Origin of the sequence: Marinicella marina, from assembly GCF_030065545.1 — a bacterium.
Classification (GTDB): domain Bacteria; phylum Pseudomonadota; class Gammaproteobacteria; order Xanthomonadales; family Marinicellaceae; genus Marinicella; species Marinicella marina.
Window position 1 is genome coordinate 65,084 of record NZ_JASJNC010000005.1, and the last position, 22,750, is coordinate 87,833.

A 22,750-nucleotide genomic window follows, 5' to 3' on the forward strand; every position below is an offset into this window, starting at 1 on the left:
AAAAGTGAATGCAACATCACGACTATATATTCACTGAACTTATATGATCTATTTGTTATAATCCGCGCCAGAAATTAAGCCATGAACCATCACAGTTTATGGCTTTCACTTATTTGGAGCGGACATGACTAAACAAACCATCATTTATACCATCACTGATGAGGCGCCGGCGTTGGCGACTTATTCTTTTTTGCCAATTGTACAAAAATTTGCTGCGCAAGCTGAGGTTGAGGTTGAAACCAAGGACATTTCACTGGCCAGTCGCGTGTTGGCACAATTTTCAGATCGCCTGAGTGCTGATCAACAGCACCAAGATGCCTTGGCTGAGTTAGGAGAATTGGCCAAGACGCCAGAGGCCAACATCATCAAGCTGCCCAATATTTCTGCTTCAGTGCCCCAGCTCAATGCGGCCATCAAAGAATTACAGGAGAAAGGCTACGACATTCCTGATTACCCCGAAGAGGCTGAAACAGCTGAGCAAAAAGACATCCAAAGCAGGTATGCCAAAGTTTTGGGCAGTGCGGTTAATCCAGTTTTACGCGAAGGTAATTCAGACCGCAGAGTGGCTGCGGCAGTCAAAGCCTATGCCAAACAAAACCCACACCGCTTGGGCGAGATTTCAGCTGATTCCAAAACCCATGTGGCACATATGGATGCCAATGACTTTTATGGCAGCGAGCAGTCATATGTCATGCCAGCAGCGGATGAGGTGCGAATTGAGCACGTTGATGAAGCTGGAGAAGTGACAGTGATGAAATCTGGTTTGCAGATGCAGGCCAAAGAGGTTATTGACTCATCACGAATGAGCAAGGCGGCACTGCGCAAGTTTTTCAGTAAAGAAATTAAAGAAGCCAAAAAATCAGGGGTTTTACTCTCGTTACATTTAAAAGCCACCATGATGAAAGTGTCAGATCCCATCATGTTCGGTCATGCCGTTGAAGTATATTATGAGGATGTATTTAAAAAACATGCTGACTTATTTGCTGAATTAGGCGTGGAAGTAGACAACGGTATTGGTAATGTTTACAACAAAATTCAGGACTTGCCAAAAGCCAAACAAGCTGAAATTGAGGCAGACATTGCTGCTGTGTATGAGTCTCAACCTGCTTTAGCCATGGTTGACTCAGACAAAGGCATCACCAATCTGCATGTGCCCAATAATGTAATCATTGATGCATCCATGCCAGCGGCAATTAAGTCATCGGCCAAAATGTGGAATGCCGATGGCCAGTTGCAAGACACCAAAGCCATCATTCCAGATCGTTCTTATGCCGGCATTTATCAAGAAATCATCGAGTACTGCCAAGAGCATGGTGCTTTTGATGTGGTGACCATGGGCAATGTCTGTAATGTCGGCCTGATGGCGCAAAAAGCCGAAGAGTATGGTTCGCACGACAAGACTTTTGAAATCGAAAAGGCCGGTATGATGCGTGTGGTTAATTCATCAGGTGAAATCCTGATGCAACATGATGTTGAGGTGGGCGACATTTGGCGTGCTTGTCAAACCAAAGACTTACCGATTCGTGATTGGGTTAAGTTGGCTGTGACACGTGCCAGAAACACCGGTGATGCGGCCATTTTCTGGTTGGATGAAAACCGTGCACATGACCGAAACTTGATTGAGAAAGTCGAGACCTATCTGGCCGATCATGACACCACTGATTTAGAAATAAAGATCATGAACCCCAGAGCAGCGATGCGTTACACTTGTGAGCGGGTCACCGCTGGTCTCAATACCATTTCGGTCACTGGTAATGTGTTGCGTGATTACTTAACTGACCTGTTTCCTATTTTGGAATTAGGAACCAGCGCCAAAATGTTATCTATTGTGCCTTTGTTGGCCGGCGGCGGTTTATTTGAGACTGGGGCCGGCGGATCTGCACCGAAACATGTGCAGCAGTTTGTCGAAGAAGGGCATTTGCGTTGGGATTCTTTGGGAGAGTTTTTGGCTTTGGCGGTTTCTCTAGAAGACATTGCTGAAAAGACCAACAACACCCAAGCCAAGATATTGGCTGAGGCTTTGGATGATGCCAACGAAAGGTATTTGTCACACAACAAATCACCTTCGAGAAAAGTCAATGAGTTGGATAACAGGGGTTCGCAATATTACTTGGCTAAGTACTGGGCCAAAGCGCTTTCCAGACAAGATGATGATGCGGCTCTGAAAGCTAAATTCACTGAAGTTTTCAATTTGTTGCAAGGCAATGAAGCCAGTATTCTTGATGAGTTATTGGCAGCGCAAGGTGCTGCTGTTGAGATTGGTGGTTATTATGAGCCAAACGATCAAATGGCTGAGGCCGCCATGCGTCCCAGCGATACTTTGAATAACATCATTAATTCATTGTAATAAGATATTGACCACCGCCCTAAATTGATTGGGTTTGGGGTGGTGGTTGTTTTTATTGGCACTCAAACCCGTCATTGGCCAAAGCTGTTTGATTCTTATCGCCATGTTTGACAGCATACATCGCCAAGTCCGCTGCTTTGATACTTTCCCTCAAGTCATCTGTACTGCGATGTGTTGCTATGCCAGCAGAGAAGCCCATCATCTGATTCAGTTTTCCGCTGTTATTTTTGATGTCGATTTTTTGGTAGGCAGATCTGAGCTGGTCGATGATGACATGGGCTTTTTCAACGTCTGTATCGGGTAGTGCTAACAAAAATTCCTCGCCACCAATGCGTCCGCAAAGTTGAGGTGGTTGAATCATTTGCTGACACAAAGCGCCCATTTTTTCTAACACACAATCGCCGGCGTCATGTCCCAAAACATCATTGATGGTTTTAAAATTATCCAGATCAATCATAACAATCAACATCTGTTCATTTGGGTGTAAAGACAGGCTCATCGTATTGAGGCACTTAAGTGTATACGAACGGTTGGGTAATTTTGTCAACGAATCAAAATTGGCCAACTGGTACAATTTACGTTTTTGTTGTTTGTTTTGAATATAAGTCACACTTAAAATCAGCACGATGATAGCTGCAGTGATTAAGCTTATCAATAATATTTGTTTGGCTTGAGTTTCCTTCAGCAGCAATAGTTTTTGGTTGGCATTTTCCTGTGCCAACAACAGATTGGTTTGCTCTTTTTTTTGTAATTCAAACTGAGTTCTTAATTGGTGCAGTGCTTGGGTGCTTTGTGAAGAAAGTAAGCGCTGTCTATCACGACCAATCTGCAAGAGTTTTTCATAGGCTTGTTGGTGTAATCCTTTTGCCGCCATCAGTCGGGTTTCTAATTCAGTCAAGGCGAGTGCTTGGATGGGCATTCTTTCATGGTTCAGATATTCTTGAGCCTTTTGGTGATATTCATAGGCATCATTGATGTTATTTTGTTTAAGTTTCAACACACTCATGGTCTTATGTGTATCAAACAACATCAACTTGTTTTCACTTTCAATAAATAACTTGATGGCCTCACTCAACATATCATTTGCCACTTCAAAATCTTGTTTTTCGATGTAAAGCGGTGCCAATTCTTTTAAGGCGTACGCCACGCCTTGTTGGTCATTTATGGCTCTGGAAATGGACAAAGCTTCATCCAATTGAGTTGTGCCCAAATCAACGTTTCCTATATTTTTATTGGCGCGACCGAGTCCATAAAGGCCTATGGACAGTTCCAGTGGATTTTTTAGTTGGCGGTGGTAGTCAACTGATTCTTCGAAAAACGGGATGGCAAGATCATATTCTCTGCGGTACTCATAAACCAAGGCCACGCTGCTGGCAATCGCACTGCGGGTGTTGGCAGTGCCTGTTTCGGGTGCGGTGTTGTAGGCTTGCATGAAGGCATTCAAAGCATCGACGTAATTGCCCAGGGTATTTTCTATGTAGCCCAGGCCCAGCAATGCGTCAATATAAAGGATTTCATCATTTTTTTTGGCCCAAGCAACAACTTGTTTGACCAGAGGTAGTGCTTCTTTGGCCATGCCGCTGATTTCCATCGCTTGAGATTTGACCATTAATATTTGGTGATACAGCCATTGTGGTTCTTTAGCTGTTATGTGGCTCATTGCTGTGTTGGCTGACTCCAAGGCTTTGGTGGGGTAAACCAAACTGATATAGGCGCGGCTGAGGGTGTTGAAGTGTATGGCTTTGATAATCGGCGGTTCATTGGCAACATCCTTTGCCAGCAGCTGAGCCAGAGCAGTTTGTGGTTGGTTGCTGATTAACTGATCTAAGCGTTGGTAATCATCGGGTATAACTTGACTTACTGCTGCATTTTGAGCAAAGGATTGGCTGGTCAGCAACAACAGCACCACCATGTATGTGCTGAGGAGGGGTATTAAGGTTGCCTGAAGTTTGCTCATCAACAAGGATTGTAACTTATCAACGCACCAGCAACAACTGACATTGCTGAGCCTTGACTGTTGTTGAGAGCCTTTGGGGCTGATTGTTGTTTGTTGATAAAAAAGTGCGTTTTGATGACTGAATTGGCATAAAATCCCAGCGTTTTTTGCTGGCTATTGTATTGTTGTTGTAGTGGCTTGCTTGAACGCTTGATTTGACCGGATCTGCTTCCTTCACCGCTTTTTAACTCCTCAACATGTAGCCATATAAATCAATAACTTACGGCGACTTATTAATGTAAAATGTTTTATAAGTTGTTGATACTACTCACTTTTTTACATTTGTAACTTGACTTGCATGGGATTTCGACATAAAGTGCATATTTGTGGAGTAAAGTAGTATTTTTGTGGGATATTGTAGTGTTTTACGGTGAAATTGCGTTAAATTTAGATGTAAAAGGCCGGTTGGCGATACCTTCTATGTATCGTGAACCGATCAGTGACGTCTGCGATAACCGTTTGGTATTGACCTACAATGCCTATGAGAACGACTCACTTTGGTTGTACCCGCAACACGAATGGGAACAGGTTCGTGATGCTGTGATGGCTTTGAGTACGTTCGACCCAATGCATCGGGCTTTACAGCGCCGACTGGTGGGTAGTGCTTACCATGTTGTTCCAGACAAAGGCTCACGTATTTTATTGCCCATCACTTTGCGTCAAGTAGCATCAATGGAAAAGCGTGTGGTGATGCTGGGTTTGGGAAGCAAGTTTGAAATCTGGAATGAGGATGCGCTGCAAAAGACCCGTCACGAGGTCCCAGCCATGAATGGCGAGGTTTCAGATGCCATGAAATCATTGGTGTTGTGATGGAACAAGCTTTGCACCAGACTGTTCTACTTAATCAAGCAGTAGAAGCCCTCGCTGTGAAATCTGATGGTCATTACATTGATGCCACATTCGGAAGAGGTGGTCACAGCAGATTGATTCTCGAACGACTAGGTCCTGACGGTACATTAACTGTGGTTGATTGTGATCCTGAGGCCATTGAGTTTGCCAAGCGTTTACAGCAAGCAGATCCAAGGGTCAGTGTTGAAGTGGGTTTTTTTGAAACCGTTATGCAGGATTTACTAGAAGAGGGTGCGCACTTTGATGGTGTGCTATTTGACTTTGGTGTTTCCTCGCCGCAACTCGATCAGGCTGAACGTGGTTTCAGCTTTCAGCAGGATGGCCCATTGGATATGCGCATGAACAATGCGGCAGGGTTGAGCGCTGCACAATGGCTTAATTCGGCCACTGCTGATGAAATGAAACGGGTGTTTTGGCGATATGCTGAAGAAAAAAATGCCGGACGCATCGCCAGAAAAATTGTTGAGGCCAGGGAAGAGAAGCCCTTAGCGACCACATTTGACTTGGTTGATGTGGTGAAAACTGTCAACAAACCCAACTACAAAATCAAAAAGCATCCAGCAACCCGAGTGTTTCAAGCCGTCAGAATTTTCATCAACGATGAGTTAGGGCAGGTTGAACGGGTTTTGCCGGTTGCATTGAAGCTTCTTAATAAAAGTGGGCGCTTGGTGGTGATTAGCTTCCATTCGTTAGAAGATCGACTGGTGAAACGTTTCATGCGTGATGCATCGCAGCCACCAAAGGTTGACAGGCGCATGCCAGTCATTCCAGATGATGCCAAACAGCCTGAGCTTAAATTAATTACCAAGCCCATTAAGGCGGTTGACCATGATGAGAATGTGAGGGCACGAAGTGCCATCATGAGGGTGGCAGAAAAACTATGAATTGGCACAGTGGCATAACCGTGGTTTTGGCAGTGATACTGATTGCTGTTTTGGTTAATTATGTTTTTTTCCAGAACGAGACGCGCAAATTGTTTGCTGCTTCTCAAGCCATTGAAAAAGAAAAGCTAGAGTTGAACTCTGAATTTGCCAGGTTGCAGTTAGAGAAATCCACGTTGGTGGCGAATAACCGCATTGAGCAGGTTGCCAGAGATCAATTGAACATGAAATTGCCAGAAGATGAACAGGTTTTGGTCATAGTGCGATGAAAAAATCACAACACAGACAAGTAAACATCAGTTTCAGGATTGCCATTGTTATGGCTTTTTTACTGTGCTGTTTTGTGGTGGTGGTTGTCCGGGCTTTTTCAATCCAGGTCAAAGGTGCTGAGTTCTATCAAACACAAGGTGAAAAGCGGCATGTGCGAGAAGTTGAAATACCCGTATCACGTGGTTCAATCTATGATCGCAATGGTGAGCCATTGGCTTTAAGTACAGCAATGGTCTCGGTCGGTATTGTGCCTGGACAGTTGTTGGATCAATTCAGCAAGGTTGATCAACTGGCTGAAGTATTGGAATTGGATGCCGATGAGTTGAAACAGGTCATCACATCGCGCAAAGACCGCCAGTTTTTATTCATCAAGCGACGCATAACGCCGATGTTGGCCGATCAGGTTAAGGCTTTGAATATGAAAGGTGTTGAGTTCAGAACAGAGTTCAAACGTTTTTACCCCACCGGCGAAATATTAGCCAATGTTGTGGGATTTACCGACGTAGAGGATATTGGGCAAGAAGGTTTGGAAAGAACGTATGACAATTGGCTCAGCGGCACTTCAGGTAAAAAAACTGTGGTTAAGGATTTGCTGGGTCAAGTAGTTGCTGACATTGATGTGGATGAGTTAGAACCAGCGAAGCCAGGTAAAGACTTACATTTAAGTTTGGACCGCAGGTTGCAATATGCTGCCTACTTAGAATTGAAGAAGGCGGTATACAAACACCAGGCTACATCTGGCTCTGCAGTGGTTTTGGATGTGAAAACAGGTGAAATTTTGGCCATGGTCAACCAACCCTCATTCAATCCAAACGGTAACAAAGAAAGCACCGATGGACTGAGAAATCGTTCGGTTACGGATATTTACGAGCCCGGTTCTGTGATGAAGCCTTTTGCCGTGGTAGCGGCATTGGAGAGTGCTGAATACACGCCGCAATCAGTAGTGAATACGTCGCCAGGGGAATACAAAATTGATGGCTTTGTGATTCATGATTTCCGTGATTACGGTGAATTGAGCTTGGTTGATATTTTAGTTAAATCAAGCAACATCGGTGTGGCCAAATTGGTTTTGGGGTTGGGTAAAGAGCACCTGTGGGATGTGTACCAAAGATTTGGTTTTGGTCAGTCATCTGGCAGTGGCTTCATGGGAGAGTCTGCGGGTTATTTGCCTCACTTTGAGCGTTGGCGAACCGCTGATCATGCGGCGTTGTCGCGTGGTTATAACTTGTCAGTAACCACTTTACAGTTGGCGTCGGCTTATTCTGTTTTTGCTAACAAGGGACGCTACCGCGCACCCACCTTTATAAAAGGCAACATCAATGAGGATAAAGCCATCATTGATCCCATGATAGCCACCCAGTTGACAGACATGTTGTCGCATGTGGTCATGGACAATGAAGGGCACAAAGCATTTATCCCTAATTATTCTGTGGCTGGTAAAACGGGCACTGCGAGGATTGCTGAAAAAGGCGGTTACTCTGATAACTACATGTCATCCTTTGTTGGGTTCTCGCCAGTTTCATCACCACGTTTGGTGGTCGCTGTGAGTATCAATAACCCCCAAGGTGAGGATTACTATGGTGGGCTGGTGGCAGCACCGGTATTTACTGAAATCATGAAAACTGGCCTGCGGTTGTTGAATGTGCCTGCAGACCAGGTAACCAGAACATGGGTCAATGTACAAGACGATGGGTTGGAGGCTGATGATGCAGAATGATCTGACCCCCAAAAACTTACAATGGTTGTTAAAGGAATTACATCAGCTGTCAGCAGATTTTCCCAAAGAACAAGCATTTGATGCAGCTTTCAATCAAGACATTGAAAATTTATCTTTGGACAGCCGTAAAATCAAACAGGGTGATGTGTTTGTGGCATTGTCTGGTTTTAATGTACATGGAATGGATTATGCCTACCAGGCAGAGCGTGCAGGTGCCATTGCGATTCTCACAGAACCACCCAAAGCTGGCCGAGCCAAATACGTAGGCCGTCAGAAGCCATTACAGGTTCCAGTGATTGAATGTGCTGATTTGAGTGAGATTCTGGGTGATTTAAGTTGTGCTTTTTATGACCATCCCAGTCAATCATTGAAAATCACTGCCATCACTGGCACCAACGGCAAAACATCAACGGCATGGCTGATGATGCATGCGCTGGAACAGTTGGGTGTCAAAACTGGATACATAGGTACCCTCGGTGTAGGTGACACTGAACAGCTTAAGTCGTCTCAGAACACCACACCTTCGGCCATCGCCATTCAGAAAAATTTGGCATCGATGCTTCAATCTGGCTATAAGCATGTGTGCATTGAAGTTTCCTCACATGCTTTGGATCAAAATCGTTTCAATGGTACCGATGTGGATACGGCAATTTTCACTAATTTGAGTCGTGATCATTTGGATTACCACCAAACACTGGCGGCTTATGAAGCGGCTAAGTTGAAATTGTTCACGACGTTCAGTCCGCGCCTCAGTATCATCAATGCAGATGATGCCACTGCCGAATCCTGGCTGCAGACGAAAGTGATAACAGGTCAGGCCTTGACTTATGGTATCGATAATCCAGCAGCTGATTTTATTGCCAAAGAGGTGCATTTGTTACCTGCAGGTATTGCTTTTGAGTTAATCGCCAAAGAGCAAAGAATCAGCTATGAAACCGCCTTGTTAGGGCGTTTCAATGTACACAATACGTTGGCGGTGTTGGCGGCTTTGAGCCAAGACTTTAAGCTAGAAGCTACACGCAATGTGGTCAAAACGTTACAACCTGTACCGGGCAGAATGAATCGCATTGATGACCCACGCAATGGTTCTATCATGGTGGTTGATTATGCCCATACCCCAGATGCATTAAAACAGGTGCTAATGGCTTTGCGAATGCACACAGACGGACAGTTGTGGTGTGTGTTTGGTTGTGGTGGCAACCGCGACAAAGGCAAACGACCGATGATGGGTGCGATTGCAGAGCAACTGGCTGATAAAGTGATTTTAACTGATGACAACCCGCGTTTTGAATCATCCGCACAAATCATCGCCGACATTGAAAGTGGCATGCAAAACAAACCGCATGTGATCAATGACCGTGAACAAGCCATTGCTTATGTGTTAGATCAAGCGAACAAAGGAGACATCATATTATTGGCCGGTAAAGGTCATGAGTCTACCCAAGAAATCAATGGTCACCTGTTGCCATTCAATGACATGAATAAAATCAAGATACTGATGCAGGAGGCCACATGATACAAATGAACTTGCATCAAATTTCAGCCGTAGTGGGCGGTAACATGGTTGGTAAAGAGGCGCGGATTCAGGGTGTTACCACTGATTCGAGAGGCGACTGCCAAGGCAAATTATTTGTCGCTTTGAAAGGTGAGTTTTTTGACGGTGAAGCTTATTGTCAACAGGCAGTGGATAAAGGTGCGGCAGCGGTCTTGGTCGCTAATGCTGTTGAGGTTGATGTACCACAATTAATTGTTAAAGACACTTTGGTGGCATTACAAGCCATGTCCACTGCATGGGTGATGCAAACCGGTGTTAAAGTCATCGGAATCACCGGTTCAAACGGTAAAACCACAGTGAAAAACATGTTGCATGCTGTGCTCAGCCAGAAATACCAATGTTATGCCACCGCAGGTAACTTCAACAATGAAATTGGCGTGCCTTTGTCGCTGTTGTCAATCAGTACAGATGATCAAGTGGCAGTGATTGAAATGGGTGCAGCAAAAATTGGTGATGTGGCAGCACTGACTGAAATCATCAAGCCTGACATTGCCATCATCACTAACATTGGTGATGCCCATGTGGGACGCTTTGGTGGTGTCGATAACATCGCAAAAGGCAAGGCTGAGATTTACCAAGCTTTGGACCAAAATGGCAAAGGTGTGGTCAATGCCGATTGTGCCTACGCTGATGATTTTAAGGAAAAAATAAGAGGTAGCATCATTACCTTTGGACAAAGTTCTGATGCCGATTTCAGGTTGGTTGAAACCACTGATGGTTATCAAGTATTAACCAGGCGTGGTGAAAGTATCGATATGAATTTGCCACTGTTGGGTTTACATAACTTCATGAATGCCACCGCAGTATTGGCAATTGGTTTGTCTATGCGATTAACGGTGACAGAAGTTTTATCCGGTTTGCGCGAATTTCAAGGCGAATCAGGGCGGCTTGAAGTGCACGATACTGAAAAAGGAATGAGAGTGATAGATGACAGCTACAACGCCAATCCAACCTCGGTCAAAGCGGCCATCGACGTATTGATACAAGAAAAACAACCCACAACATTGGTGCTGGGTGACATGCTTGAACTTGGTGAGGAGGCCCAACAGTTACATTCAGAAGTGGGTCATTATGCTGCTAAAGCGGGAGTTAACTTGTTGTTGGCGGTTGGAGAGTATGCCCCTGATGTTCAATCAGGTTGTACCCATCAGCAGGGGCAGTGCCAAGTTTATCAAAATGTCACGGATTTATTGTCTGACATAGAACAAAAAATACCCGCAGAAGGTACCGTTTTGGTCAAGGGCTCGAGAAGCATGCGCCTGGAACGTGTGGTAAAAAAAATAGTAGGAGGTGAAGCATGATTTATTGGTTAACCCAACACTTCAGTGAAACGGTTTCGGGTCTGAACTTGTTCGGATATTTAACCTTCAGATCCATCATGGCCGCCTTGAGTGCCTTGTTGTTGTCATTGTTCTTGGGCCCTTGGTTCATCAAGACCTTGCAGATTAAACAGATTGGTCAACAAGTGCGTAGCTTAGGTCCAGAGTCTCATTTAAGTAAACAAGGTACGCCCACCATGGGTGGTGCCATGATACTGGCCATCATCATCATAACCACTTTGTTGTGGGCTGATTTAAGCAACCAATATGTATGGGTGGCTTTGTTTGTGCTGTTTGGTTTTGGCGCCATTGGTTGGGTTGATGATTATAAAAAAATTCACTTAAAAAGTTCGGACGGACTATCTGCGAAGTGGAAATATAGCATGCAATCCTTGGTTGGCATCGTTGCGGTTTTGTATTTGTATGAGTACGGGCACAGCAGCATCCACGAACAAATTGTTATACCGGCCATCAGTAATTACAACTGGTCACTGGGCTGGTTAGCCATACCTTTGGGTTATTTCGTTATTGTTGGCTCGAGTAATGCGGTGAATTTAACTGACGGTTTGGATGGTTTGGCCATCATGCCTACCGTATTGGTTGGTTCTGCTCTGGGCGTGTTTGCGTATGTTTCAGGCAATGCGGTGATATCGGATTACCTGTTATTGCCATTTATACCAGGAACGGGTGAGTTAACGATCTTTTGTGCGGCCATAGCTGGTTCTGGCTTGGGCTTTTTGTGGTTCAACACTTACCCAGCACAGGTATTTATGGGTGATGTCGGTGCACTGGCCTTGGGTGCTGCTTTGGGCTTGGTCGCTTTCATTACCCGACAAGAATTGGTGTTCTTTATCATGGCAGGCATATTCGTGTTAGAGACTGTGTCAGTCATTTTACAAGTGGCCTCGTTCAAATTAACCGGTAAACGCATATTCAGAATGGCGCCGATTCACCATCACTTTGAATTGAAAGGTTGGGCTGAACCAAAAGTCATCGTGCGTTTTTGGATCATATCTATCATTTTGGTATTGATTGGTTTGGCTACTTTAAAAATCAGATAAACAATGACAACAAAGCAAAATAAAAAAGTTAACGCAAACTGGTACATCGTTGGTATCGATGTCTGGCTGGGTGTGGCTTTTGTTATGTTGCTTGCCATCGGTGCCGTTATGGTGGCTTCGTCGTCAATTGCTGTGGCTGAGAATTCAGCCAACGATCCTTTCTATTACTTCAAACGCCACATCTTGTTTATTGGTTTGGGTGGCTTAGTTGGGGTGTTGGTGATGAATATTTCATCGGGTTGGATGAACCGATTAAGCCGCCCAGCCTTGATTTTAGGTATATTGGCTTTGGTTTTGGTGTTGATACCAGGCATAGGTGTTGAGGTTAATGGTGCCCGTCGTTGGATCAATTTGGGCATTTCAAGATTCCAAGTGGTTGAAGCCATCAAATTGGCCTTAATCATGTCACTGGCCAGTTACATTGTTAAACACAAAAAAGGCATTCAAAACTCCATGGTAGGGGTGTTGAAACCATTGTTAGTGGTGGTCGTGATTGCTGGGTTGTTATTGGTCCAACCTGATTTTGGCTCGGCCGTGTTGTTATTGATCATCACTTTGATCATGGTTTATATTGCAGGAGCACGATACCGAGATTTGACCTTGTTAGGTATGTTAGCTGGCTCGGCCATGATGGTGATTGCTTGGGCAGAGCCATACCGGGTCAAACGACTGGTTAATTTTGTTGACCCTTGGCAAGATCCATTCAATGCCGGCTTTCAATTGGTGCAGGCGCTGATTGCTGTCGGGCGAGGCGAGGTCACTGGTGTTGGCATTGGTTCGAGCATTCAAAAGTTGTTTTACTTGCCAGAAGCACATACTGACTTCATATTTGCGGTTTATGCTGAAGAAATGGGCTTTTTGGGTGTCTTGTTGCTGATTGGTCTGTTTCTGCTGTTGATCTACCGTATTTTTAAAATAGCCCGTGATGCTTTTGATCAGGGTAACGATTACGCTGGCTTTATTTGCACAGGAATTGCTGTGTGGTTGGCTTTACAGGCGTTCTTAAGTATGGGTGTCAATCTGGGTATGTTACCTACCAAAGGATTGACTTTACCATTTATCTCATCAGGCGGCAGTGCCATCATGATGAATATCATCGCGCTGAGTGTGGTTTTTCGTATTTCATATGAAAACCGCAAAGTTAACTTTCGCAGTCATCAAAAGGAGGCAGTGGCATGAATTTTGCAATCATGGCAGGTGGAACCGGTGGACACATATTCCCTGGTATTGCAGTGGCTAAATCATTACAAAAGAAAGGCCACAAAATATATTGGTTGGGCGCACAAGGTGGCATGGAAGAGCGCATAGTACGTCAGCATGGCATCCACATGACTTTATTGCCAATCAAGCCTTTGCGTGGTAAAGGCATCGTTGGTCTGATGACCATGCCTTTTAGGTTATTAAAGGGAATTTGGATGGCGCGTGGCTTTTTCAAGAAAAACAACATTGATGCTGCTATCAGTATGGGCGGTTATGTGGCTGCACCTGGCGGTTTTGCCACCAGTTTATGTGCCACTAAGTTGATTGTGCATGAACAGAACAGTGTGTTTGGAATGACCAATAAGGCACTGGCCAGACGAGCCAATTTGGTGATGACTGGTTTTGACTTGGGTGGTCAATTTGAATCACAGTGGGTGGGTAACCCAGTACGTGAGAGCATTGAAAAAATAGTTAAACATTCGAATCGGGTCAAGCCAGTGAATGTTTTGGTGCTTGGCGGTTCATTGGGCGCACAAAGTCTTAATAACATGGTGCCATCGGTATTGTCAGAGTGGATAGACAGCGAAGCGGTGAAAATTAAGCACCAATGCGGCCGCAACAAGAAAAATGCCACGGAAGCGGCATACGGCCAATTGGCTGAGCACGTTGATTTACACGAATTTATTCATAACATGGCAGCTGCCTACCAATGGGCTGATATTTGTATTTGCCGGGCTGGTGCGTTGACGGTTGCTGAAATAACGACGGTAGGAATTCCTACTATATTTGTGCCATACCCACATGCCGTGGATGATCACCAAATGGAAAATGCGCTGAGTTTGGTGCACAAAGATGCCGCTATGATGTGGCAAGAAAAGCAACCGCAATCAGAGTTTTTAGCCGCATTCAAAAAACTGATGGAAGCTGAAGTCAGGTTGGCTATGCGGGCCAACCTAGCCAAAGTAAGAAAAAATCAAGTCTCTGAACACATCGCTGAACTTTGTGAGCAGGTGGTGGCAGCATGAGTTATTTGAATCCTGAACATAAGTTTGCCAGCCGCATGCAAAGAATTCATTTGATAGGCATTGGTGGTTCAGGCATGTCGGGCATTGCAGAAGTTTTACATAACCTTGATTTCAAAGTCAGTGGGTCGGACATCAATCAAGGAAAAGTAACCACTCGTTTGCAAAACATGGGCATCAAGGTGCTGTTTGGCCACGATGCGGCGCATGTTGAATTGGCCGATGTGGTAGTTTACTCTTCTGCAATCAAAAACGAAAATCATGAGCTGAAAGCTGCCAGAGCAGCCCAAATACCAGTCCTCACTCGTGCTGAAATGTTGGCTGAGTTGATGCGCTTCAAAGTGGGTATTGCGGTGGCTGGAACGCATGGTAAAACCACAACCACTTCATTGGTAGCAAGTATTTTAACTGAAGCGGGATTGGACCCTACCTTTGTCATCGGTGGTTTATTAACTGCAGCAGGTACCAATGCTGGTTTGGGTACAGGCGAATACCTGGTGGCAGAAGCTGATGAGTCTGATGGCTCATTTCAGTTACTTCAGCCAGTGATGGCGATTGTTACCAACATTGATGAAGATCATATGGAAACGTTTGATAATGACTTAGAGCAGCTCAAACAATCGTTTTCTACATTTTTACATCGCGTGCCCTTTTATGGTGTCACTGTTTTGTGTGTTGATGACGACGCTGTGTTCCAACTTTCCCAAGAGGTTTCCAGACACCAAATCACTTATGGTTTGGATGCTCGGGCACAAGTCAGGGCGCTGAACGTCAAACAACAGCGTCAGCACATGTCTTTTGATGTCAGTATCAATGACAACATGGTGATGCAAAATGTGGTTTTAAATCTTCCTGGTACTCACAACGTATTGAATGCTCTGGCAGCCATTGCCATTGGCATTGAACTGGACATAGATTTAGCAGCGATGAAAAAGGCCTTGGCCGAATTCAACGGTGTCGGTAGGCGTTTTAACCTATATCCTGATTACAAAATTGGTGATAAGTGTGTCACCTTGATAGATGACTATGCGCATCACCCAACAGAGCTGGCAGCGGCCATTGAAGCGTGTCGTTCTGGTTGGCAGGAACGCCGCTTGGTGATGGTATTTCAACCACACCGTTACAGCAGGACGCGGGACTTGTATGATGATTTTGCTGATGTATTAGACGGCGTTGATTTGTTGATACTCAGTGAAGTTTATGCGGCGGGAGAATCCGTAATTTCAGGTGCCACTGCCAATGATTTGTGTCGCAGCATACGTAACCGTGGCAAGTTAGACCCTGTTTTTGTGCAGGACATTCATGCGGTGCCTGAGGCGCTTTCTCATGTGGTTCAAGAAGGCGATGTGGTCGTCATGTGTGGTGCCGGTAACATTGGTGCATTGATTCAAAACATGGTTAATCAAACTACAGGTGAGAAAGATGCGTAGTTTGAATGTGATGTTGTTACAAGGCGGTCAATCGGCAGAACGTGAAGTGTCGCTGAATTCAGGTGCTGCGGTGCACCAAGCACTGCTTGCTCTGGGCCACCAGGTCACAGTGGTTGATGGCTTTTCAGCGCTGAAAAAGCAACAAGCAGAAGTTGATGTGGTCTTCAACATGTTACATGGTGCAGATGGAGAAGACGGGCAATTAGCAGCTTGGTTGAATTTAGAGGGTTATGTATCAACCTGTTGTGATTTTGCAGCCACCAGCGTGACTTGGCATAAAGACCAAGCCAAAGCCATAGTGGCTGAAGCTGGGTTGCTGACGCCAAAAGCCCAGTTATTAAAACATCACGATGATTTAAAAATTGTTGGTGACGGTCCATGGATCGTTAAGCCTGCAACCGAAGGCTCCAGCGTGGGACTATACAAAGCCAACGATGCCCAAGCATTAAAACAAGCCGTTAATGAGGCTTTCCACACAGCAGATGAGTTGTTAGTAGAGGCATTTATTGATGGTGTCGAATGTACTGTCGGTATTGTCGGTAATGATGTGTTACCTGTGGTCAGCATCAATCCAGCCAGTGAATTGTACGATTACCACGCCAAATACATGAGTCAATCGACTGAATACCATTGTCCAGCAGACTTTTCATTAGAATGGCAAGAAGCGTTGCAACAAGATGCCAAATTGGCCTATGAGACATTAAAAATCAAAGGCTGGTGCCGAGTCGACTTCATCATAGATAATCAGGGACGCCGTTGGTTTTTGGAGGTGAATACCACACCAGGCATGACCAATAACAGTTTATTGCCAAAAGCAGCTGCGGTTCATGGCTGGTCATTTGTTGATTTGGTTGCACGTATCCTGGCAACAGCTTATGTCAGTGAAGGAGCAGCTGATGAGTAAAACCATGCAATTAACCTTTATTTTCAGTTTGTTGGTGTTGCTCTTGGTGGTGGCCATGATGAGTGGGCTGATTCAGTCAGATCGCTGGCGCATCACGCAGTTAGAGGTGGCCGCCGAATACAACCGCATCACTCCAGAACAGTTACGCCTGATGGTGGCTAAAACACCAGAACGTTCTTTCTTTCGCTTGGATGCAGAACAAGTGAAGAGCAACATCGAATCAATGCCATGGGTCAGGTACGCGCATGTGGTCAAGCAATGGCCGGAAACTTTGCGCATCACCATCAAAGAGCATCAAGCCATTGCCATTTGGAATGGTAATGATTTGTTAAACCAATCAGGAGAAGTGTTTCAAGTTGATGCAGTTGACCATTTGAATGCATTGCCACGGTTGTATGGATTGAACAAAGATTCAGCTGAGACCTTGGACAACTTCACTCGTTTCAATCAATTGCTGAAACCGGTTGGACATGAAATCAGACAAGCAAGGGTGAATGAAAGGGGTGATTGGCAACTGATTCTACGCAATGGCTTGGAAGTGCTGTTGGGTTCAGAGAAACACGAAGCCAGGATTTTGCTGCTGGCAGAAACATGGGATCAATTGTTGCAGACTGCCAACAGACTGCCTGAGCGAGTTGATTTGCGTTACAGCAACGGTTATGTGGTTCGGTGGCGTGAGCAAGAAGAAGTCACAGATAAAAAAATGAGCTTTGAAACACGAGACGTGGGATAAAAATGGCAAAGAAGCAAGAAACAAGATTACAAGTTGGTTTGGATATTGGAACTTCTAAAGTGGTGGCCATTGTTGGAGAGCTTCACCCTGATGGCTCCATTGAAGTGGTTGGCATCGGTTCATCCCCTTCGCGCGGTTTGAAACGTGGTGTGGTGGTAGACATAGAGTCGACTGTGCAATCCATCAAACGGGCCATTGAGGAAGCTGAATTGATGGCTGGTTGTGAGATTCAATCGGTGTTTGTTGGTATTGCTGGTTCACACATTCGCAGTATCAATTCTGATGGTATCGTGGCAATCAAAGACAAAGAAGTGTCTAAGACCGATGTAGAAAAGGTATTGGATGCTGCCAAGGCTGTGCCCATCCCCAATGACCAAAAAGTATTGCATGTGTTGCCGCAAGAATACGTTATCGATGGGCAAGACGGTATTCGTCATCCCATTGGCATGTCCGGTGTGCGACTAGAGGCAAGGGTGCATCTAATCACTGGTTCTGAGAGTGCGGCACAAAACATCACCAAATGTGTGGCTCGTTGTGGATTGTCAGTTGATCAAATGATTGTTGAACAGTTGGCTTCATCCACTGCTGTTTTAACTGAGGACGAAAAAGAATTGGGTGTGTGCATGGTCGACATCGGTGCTGGCACCACTGACATTGCGGTATTTACCCAAGGTGCTATCAGGCACGTATCAGCCATACCAATAGCTGGTGATCAGGTAACCAATGACATCGCTGTTTCAATGCGCACACCGACACAGCATGCAGAGGACATCAAATTGAAATATGCCTGTGCGCTGAGACAATTGGCTTCAGCAGAGGAAACCATTTCGGTACCCAGCGTGGGAGATCGTCAACCCAGGCGCTTGGCGCGTCAAACGTTGGCCGAAGTGGTAGAACCCAGATACGAAGAATTATTCAGCTTGGTACAAGCTGATTTACAACGCAGTGGTTACATAGATTTGATTGCTGCAGGAATTGTGCTAACCGGAGGCGCTTCCAGAATGGAAGGTGCCGTTGAGTTGGCGGAAGAGATATTTCATGTGCCCGTACGTTTGGGCCTACCAGTCGATGTGGCTGGTTTGAAAGAGGTTGTGAATAACCCAGTTCATGCGACTGGAGTTGGGTTGTTGCAATATGGGGGTAACACAGATTTTGTTACCGACAGTGTCATGGAGTCAGAGGGCTGGCTGCATAAATTTAAAAAATGGTTTTTAGGCGATTATTGAGGGGGTTTGATGAATCCTGTCGTCAATAAAATCAAAAATGAGATTATTTAATAATCGGAGGTATAGAAAATGTTTGAATTAATGGAAACAGAAAACACAGGTGCGATCATCAAGGTTATTGGTGTCGGCGGTGGCGGTGGCAATACTGTACAGCAGATGGTTGACGCTGATATTGAAGGTGTGGAATTTATTTGTGCCAACACCGACATGCAAGCTTTAGAAAAAACCAATTGTAAAAATGTGGTCAGAATTGGTCAAAATGTGACCAAAGGTTTAGGTGCAGGTGCCAATCCAGAAGTGGGGCGCCAAGCAGCTTTAGAGGACACCGAGCGTTTGAAAGAATGTTTGGCAGATACCGATATGGTCTTTATCACAGCTGGCATGGGCGGTGGCACAGGAACTGGTGCGGCACCGGTGATTGCTGCGATTGCCAAAGAGATGGGTATCTTAACGGTGGCTGTGGTCACTAAACCCTTTCCTTTTGAAGGCAAAAGAAGAATGGATGTGGCCAACAAGGGCATCCAAGATTTAGAACAGCATGTGGATTCGTTGATTACCATTCCTAATGCGAAATTGTTGACCCACTTTGGTCGTGATGTGACTTTGTTAAATGCCTTCAAAGCAGCCAATGATGTACTTCAGGGTGCGGTTCAAGGGATTGCAGAACTGATTACTTGTCCTGGATTGGTTAACGTGGATTTTGCTGATGTTAAAACAGTGATGTCTGAAATGGGTATGGCCATGATGGGTTCAGGTGCTGGCAAAGGAGATGACCGCGCTGCTGCAGCTACGGAACTGGCGATGAACTCACCATTATTAGAGGACATTGATATGCACGGTGCCAATGGCGTGCTGGTGAATATCACTGCAGGTATGGACATGACCATCGGTGAATATGAAGAAATTGGTGATTTAATTAAGGAATATGCATCGGATGAGGCCACGGTTGTGGTTGGAACTTCTATTGATATGGATATGAAAGACGAAGTCAGGGTGACAGTGGTTGCTACTGGTTTAAATAAAACGGTCAAACAGAAACAGTTTAAATCAGTTGAGATTGTTCGCAATGCAACCAACAACAGGGTGGAACAGCCCATTCGAGCAACCCGAGAGGAAGGTGAGGCAGAAACAAGCAATCGTGGCAGTAACAGTGCATCCAGCAACGGACAAGCCGTTATTGATCAACTGCGTGATGGTAAAAGTACAGTTGAGAATGATGATTACTTGGATATCCCTACTTTTCTCAGGAACCAACTGGATTAAATGAACTGATTCAGTCGCATCAATAATAACAAAAGCAACCCAATTCACCCAATTGAGGTTGTTAAGAAAGACGTCAGCCTCGCCGGCCACGCCACCTCCAGTGGCCGGCACTTTTTTTCGCCTTGCTGATAATGTCACAGGGTGTGGTAATTTAGTCACAGTCGTTGTAAAAAAACCACAAAAGCCGTTCCATGTCTAAAACAGTGTGATACAATTCACAAAATTTAGTTATATCAATCAGTAAGATTCGCCTATGATTGCACAACAAACGTTAAAAAATACCGTTCGAGCCACCGGAGTAGGAATACATTCCGGTCAAAAAGTTTTCATCACACTTAATCCAGCACCTGTTGATACAGGCATTGTCTTTCGTCGTGTCGATTACAAACGGCCTGTGGCAATTCAAGCCAAGGCTGAGAATGTCGGTGAGACCAGCATGTCCACCACTTTGGTGAAAAATGGCATCAAAATTGGCACTGTAGAGCATTTGATGGCAGCACTGGCAGGAATGAATATTGATAACTGTTTTGTTGATTTGAGTGCCTCTGAGGTACCAGTGATGGATGGTTCTGCTGGGCCGTTTGTGTTTTTGATTCAGTCTGCTGGTATCCAGCAACAAAACGCAGCACGAAAGTTCATCAAAATCAAAAAAGAAATCAAATTCACTGTAGATGATAAGGAAGCTTCCTTATCGCCATATTCTGGTTGTAAATTTTCATTTGATATAGAATTTGATCATCCCGCTTTTGAAGAGCATTGTAATCACGTTGATATCGATTTAAACAGCCAATCTTTCATCAAAGAGATTTCACGCGCCCGAACATTTGGATTCATGCGTGACATTGAAATGTTACGTAATAATAATCTGGGCCTGGGCGGTAGTATGGATAATGCCATAGTGCTGGATGATTACCGCGTGTTGAATAATGATGGTTTGCGTTATGAAGCCGAATTCGTTCGCCATAAACTACTTGATGCCATTGGTGACATCTACCAATTAGGTCATCCCATCATCGGTGCCTACCACGGCCATAAATCAGGTCATTATCTTAATAATGAATTGGCTCGCGCCCTACTGGCTGATGAGTCGGCTTATGAAGTGGTCAGCTTTGAATCAGCCAAAGACAAAGCAGAATCTATGCTACCAGCTGGGTTGTTTGCTTAAAACCAGACCTTTTTTATAAAGCCCTTTTAACCGAATTTTCAGTCCGAGTCCTTGTTCCATTGGATTGGGCTGACATCATCATGATTTAAAACACGTGCTTTGTTTCGCTTGATTTTCATGATAAGGCCACATTCAGGGTCCGGACAAGTGACATGAGAATCGGTTTCTATCCAATCAGCTGGATCATTTTTTCTTTGTTTAACTGGCAGTAATGGGACAGTGGATTGCAATGCATAGAGACAAAAATTGCTGTTATTAGGTAAAGAAATTTTACCTCCTTGCAAATAAAATGTATCTCCTACAGTCATGTCACAAGTGCAATTACCGTTGATTTGTTCTACCACAACCTCGAGGTCGAATAATTCAAATTGATCTTCACGCAATATTTTTTTATCTTCAGTGGTTTTATTTGTCATTGGTTTTGCTTGGGCTTTTTCCAAAGCCGAAAAAAAGCGTTATTGATGCCATAATTAATAAGCCCCATGACATAAAGTTATACAGGCCAACTTCCAGTGGGCCCACTTGAGGTATACCGAACTCTTTGCCAGAAGCAGTCATGTTTGCCATTAAAATGACGGGAATAAAATAAGGTAATATAAAGGGAAATGTACAAGCCATCAAGCTCAGTAAATTGGCTCGTCTTATTTTAGCAACGCCCAATTTTTCTCCAGTTTTATTTGAAAAATCGGTCACCATCAAAATAGCAACAATACTGTGTGTGGTTAAAAGTACAGCTGTACTCATTACTCCGGCAATCCAACTTTCGGCTTGTTTCTTTGTCTTGGCATGTAAAGCCGCAAAATCGACCAAGTTATTCATAATGCCACTGGCCTGTAAGGTAGCTACAAGTCCCATGAGTAGCATGGTGAACACACTTAAGCCAACAGCACGATTGATACCATCTATAACAAAGCTCTTGGCGACAAAATTTTCGAGGTCTAATGAAATGACTTGTTGCAAGCTCAAAAGTCCAGAGGCCAGTCCGACCAGTGTGCCGAATATTAATCCAAACAGTAATCCGTGTAACAAATGCTTACCATTTAAAAACAGGAATATAATGAATGCAGGCACTGTTAACATGATTAAACCTGCAGGTTTACCCGATAACATCATTTCATTTGTGCTCGATTCAGCGTTCAGTAATGTTGAAGTTATTGTATAGCCAACCAATGCCAGAACTGCTGCAGGTAGTACGTATTTGATTCTGCTTTTTACGGTTGCTCCAATTTTTGCTTTTTGACTGAGCGCACTGGCAATGGTTGTATCTGAAATGGGGGCTATGAAATCACCAAAGGCTGCGCCCCCAATAATTGCGCCAGCAAGCGAGGGTAAATGAGCACCTAGAACGCCGCCGGTAGGATAGAGTAATGGGCTACAAATTAATATGGTCGCAAAGCTTGAACCCGTTGATAAGGATACGATACAACAAATAATAAATGTAGCGACCACAAAACCAACTCCATTGAGATTGAGTTGGTTGGAAATCCAAATAAGTGCTTCAACAAAACCAGTCAGCGTCATAAGAATTCCAATAATGGAAGCCAGCATCCAGGCCATAATCATAATCATGACTATTTTTTGTGACATGCCTGCAATAACAACCTCTGAAAAAGCAGTTCGGTCTTTGGCCAGGATGAGTCCTAAACTCATAGCTAATATCAGCACAGGCCAAAACCCTTTTTCATCTGGTGCACCTGATAATGCGATAATAACAACGCCAATAATAAAAATAATGAAAGGAATCAGTGCGCCAAATATTCCGCCGTAGAACTTGAGCGATATGGTTTTGTCTTCTTGCAGGTCTATATTCAA

19 protein-coding genes are annotated in these 22,750 nt (G+C 44.5%); 16 read left to right on the forward strand and 3 right to left on the reverse strand.

The window, feature by feature from the left end:
• The first annotated feature begins 124 nt into the window (after window positions 1–124).
• Complete coding sequence (locus QNI24_RS08920; protein WP_267176349.1) at window positions 125–2,347, forward strand: NADP-dependent isocitrate dehydrogenase; 2,223 nt, start codon at window positions 125–127, stop codon at window positions 2,345–2,347.
• Between the two features lie 52 nt (window positions 2,348–2,399).
• Here QNI24_RS08920 and QNI24_RS08925 read toward each other — a convergent pair whose 3' ends face one another.
• Window positions 2,400–4,304, reverse strand: coding sequence for a tetratricopeptide repeat-containing diguanylate cyclase (locus QNI24_RS08925; protein WP_267176350.1), 1,905 nt, complete (start codon window positions 4,302–4,304; stop codon window positions 2,400–2,402).
• A 384-nt stretch (window positions 4,305–4,688) separates the two neighbouring features.
• Here QNI24_RS08925 and mraZ point away from each other — a divergent pair, with 384 nt between their 5' ends.
• From mraZ to lpxC, 15 genes are all read left to right on the forward strand, one after another.
• Window positions 4,689–5,153 carry a division/cell wall cluster transcriptional repressor MraZ gene (mraZ, locus tag QNI24_RS08930; RefSeq protein WP_267176351.1) on the forward strand — a complete coding sequence of 155 codons (465 nt, stop codon included), beginning with the start codon at window positions 4,689–4,691 and terminating at the stop codon, window positions 5,151–5,153.
• Window positions 5,153–6,076 (forward strand): 16S rRNA (cytosine(1402)-N(4))-methyltransferase RsmH, encoded by a 924-nt coding sequence (gene rsmH / locus QNI24_RS08935; protein ID WP_267176352.1) that lies wholly within the window; start codon window positions 5,153–5,155, stop codon window positions 6,074–6,076. Before mraZ ends, rsmH begins: the two co-directional genes overlap by 1 nt.
• On the forward strand, window positions 6,073–6,342 hold the full coding sequence (gene ftsL / locus QNI24_RS08940) for a cell division protein FtsL (protein WP_267176353.1): 270 nt from the start codon (window positions 6,073–6,075) through the stop codon (window positions 6,340–6,342). The genes rsmH and ftsL overlap by 4 nt, the downstream gene beginning before the upstream one ends.
• A complete protein-coding gene (locus QNI24_RS08945) occupies window positions 6,339–8,060 on the forward strand; it encodes a peptidoglycan D,D-transpeptidase FtsI family protein (RefSeq protein ID WP_267176354.1) in 1,722 nt (573 codons plus the stop codon). The genes ftsL and QNI24_RS08945 overlap by 4 nt, the downstream gene beginning before the upstream one ends.
• A complete protein-coding gene (locus tag QNI24_RS08950; protein ID WP_283708640.1) occupies window positions 8,050–9,576 on the forward strand; it encodes a UDP-N-acetylmuramoyl-L-alanyl-D-glutamate--2,6-diaminopimelate ligase in 1,527 nt (508 codons plus the stop codon). The genes QNI24_RS08945 and QNI24_RS08950 overlap by 11 nt, the downstream gene beginning before the upstream one ends.
• Complete coding sequence (locus QNI24_RS08955; protein ID WP_267176356.1) at window positions 9,573–10,916, forward strand: UDP-N-acetylmuramoyl-tripeptide--D-alanyl-D-alanine ligase; 1,344 nt, start codon at window positions 9,573–9,575, stop codon at window positions 10,914–10,916. The genes QNI24_RS08950 and QNI24_RS08955 overlap by 4 nt, the downstream gene beginning before the upstream one ends.
• Window positions 10,913–11,995, forward strand: coding sequence for a phospho-N-acetylmuramoyl-pentapeptide-transferase (gene mraY / locus QNI24_RS08960; RefSeq protein WP_267176357.1), 1,083 nt, complete (start codon window positions 10,913–10,915; stop codon window positions 11,993–11,995). The genes QNI24_RS08955 and mraY overlap by 4 nt, the downstream gene beginning before the upstream one ends.
• 3 nt (window positions 11,996–11,998) lie before the next feature.
• Window positions 11,999–13,174 carry a putative lipid II flippase FtsW gene (ftsW, locus tag QNI24_RS08965; protein ID WP_267176358.1) on the forward strand — a complete coding sequence of 392 codons (1,176 nt, stop codon included), beginning with the start codon at window positions 11,999–12,001 and terminating at the stop codon, window positions 13,172–13,174.
• Window positions 13,171–14,220, forward strand: a complete 1,050-nt coding sequence (gene murG, locus QNI24_RS08970; protein ID WP_267176359.1) for an undecaprenyldiphospho-muramoylpentapeptide beta-N-acetylglucosaminyltransferase — start codon at window positions 13,171–13,173, stop codon at window positions 14,218–14,220. Before ftsW ends, murG begins: the two co-directional genes overlap by 4 nt.
• Complete coding sequence (murC, locus tag QNI24_RS08975) at window positions 14,217–15,647, forward strand: UDP-N-acetylmuramate--L-alanine ligase (RefSeq protein ID WP_267176360.1); 1,431 nt, start codon at window positions 14,217–14,219, stop codon at window positions 15,645–15,647. The genes murG and murC overlap by 4 nt, the downstream gene beginning before the upstream one ends.
• A complete protein-coding gene (locus QNI24_RS08980) occupies window positions 15,640–16,551 on the forward strand; it encodes a D-alanine--D-alanine ligase family protein (RefSeq protein ID WP_267176361.1) in 912 nt (303 codons plus the stop codon). Before murC ends, QNI24_RS08980 begins: the two co-directional genes overlap by 8 nt.
• Entirely contained in the window at window positions 16,544–17,284 is a 741-nt protein-coding gene (locus QNI24_RS08985) for a cell division protein FtsQ/DivIB (RefSeq protein ID WP_267176362.1), read from the forward strand. Before QNI24_RS08980 ends, QNI24_RS08985 begins: the two co-directional genes overlap by 8 nt.
• 2 nt (window positions 17,285–17,286) lie before the next feature.
• A complete protein-coding gene (gene ftsA / locus QNI24_RS08990) occupies window positions 17,287–18,510 on the forward strand; it encodes a cell division protein FtsA (RefSeq protein WP_267176363.1) in 1,224 nt (407 codons plus the stop codon).
• A gap of 69 nt (window positions 18,511–18,579) precedes the next feature.
• The gene (gene ftsZ, locus QNI24_RS08995; protein ID WP_267176364.1) at window positions 18,580–19,773 is read left to right on the forward strand and encodes a cell division protein FtsZ; all 1,194 of its coding nucleotides are present in this window, start codon (window positions 18,580–18,582) and stop codon (window positions 19,771–19,773) included.
• A gap of 253 nt (window positions 19,774–20,026) precedes the next feature.
• On the forward strand, window positions 20,027–20,938 hold the full coding sequence (gene lpxC / locus QNI24_RS09000; RefSeq protein WP_267176365.1) for a UDP-3-O-acyl-N-acetylglucosamine deacetylase: 912 nt from the start codon (window positions 20,027–20,029) through the stop codon (window positions 20,936–20,938).
• A gap of 38 nt (window positions 20,939–20,976) precedes the next feature.
• Here lpxC and QNI24_RS09005 read toward each other — a convergent pair whose 3' ends face one another.
• Complete coding sequence (locus tag QNI24_RS09005; protein WP_267176366.1) at window positions 20,977–21,354, reverse strand: TIGR04076 family protein; 378 nt, start codon at window positions 21,352–21,354, stop codon at window positions 20,977–20,979.
• A complete protein-coding gene (locus tag QNI24_RS09010; RefSeq protein ID WP_267176367.1) occupies window positions 21,344–22,750 on the reverse strand; it encodes a Na+/H+ antiporter NhaC family protein in 1,407 nt (468 codons plus the stop codon). The genes QNI24_RS09005 and QNI24_RS09010 overlap by 11 nt, the downstream gene beginning before the upstream one ends.

Coding starts and splice junctions, on each gene's coding strand:
- ftsA (WP_267176363.1), top strand. CDS start 17,287: ATGGCAAAGAAGCAAGAAACAAGATTACAAGTTGGTTTGGATATTGGA.
- ftsZ (WP_267176364.1), top strand. CDS start 18,580: ATGTTTGAATTAATGGAAACAGAAAACACAGGTGCGATCATCAAGGTT.
- rsmH (WP_267176352.1), top strand. CDS start 5,153: ATGGAACAAGCTTTGCACCAGACTGTTCTACTTAATCAAGCAGTAGAA.
- QNI24_RS08920 (WP_267176349.1), top strand. CDS start 125: ATGACTAAACAAACCATCATTTATACCATCACTGATGAGGCGCCGGCG.
- murG (WP_267176359.1), top strand. CDS start 13,171: ATGAATTTTGCAATCATGGCAGGTGGAACCGGTGGACACATATTCCCT.
- QNI24_RS08925 (WP_267176350.1), bottom strand. CDS start 4,304: ATGAGCAAACTTCAGGCAACCTTAATACCCCTCCTCAGCACATACATG.
- lpxC (WP_267176365.1), top strand. CDS start 20,027: ATGATTGCACAACAAACGTTAAAAAATACCGTTCGAGCCACCGGAGTA.
- ftsL (WP_267176353.1), top strand. CDS start 6,073: ATGAATTGGCACAGTGGCATAACCGTGGTTTTGGCAGTGATACTGATT.
- QNI24_RS08950 (WP_283708640.1), top strand. CDS start 8,050: ATGCAGAATGATCTGACCCCCAAAAACTTACAATGGTTGTTAAAGGAA.
- QNI24_RS09005 (WP_267176366.1), bottom strand. CDS start 21,354: ATGACAAATAAAACCACTGAAGATAAAAAAATATTGCGTGAAGATCAA.
- QNI24_RS08980 (WP_267176361.1), top strand. CDS start 15,640: ATGCGTAGTTTGAATGTGATGTTGTTACAAGGCGGTCAATCGGCAGAA.
- mraY (WP_267176357.1), top strand. CDS start 10,913: ATGATTTATTGGTTAACCCAACACTTCAGTGAAACGGTTTCGGGTCTG.
- QNI24_RS08945 (WP_267176354.1), top strand. CDS start 6,339: ATGAAAAAATCACAACACAGACAAGTAAACATCAGTTTCAGGATTGCC.
- QNI24_RS08955 (WP_267176356.1), top strand. CDS start 9,573: ATGATACAAATGAACTTGCATCAAATTTCAGCCGTAGTGGGCGGTAAC.
- murC (WP_267176360.1), top strand. CDS start 14,217: ATGAGTTATTTGAATCCTGAACATAAGTTTGCCAGCCGCATGCAAAGA.
- ftsW (WP_267176358.1), top strand. CDS start 11,999: ATGACAACAAAGCAAAATAAAAAAGTTAACGCAAACTGGTACATCGTT.
- QNI24_RS08985 (WP_267176362.1), top strand. CDS start 16,544: ATGAGTAAAACCATGCAATTAACCTTTATTTTCAGTTTGTTGGTGTTG.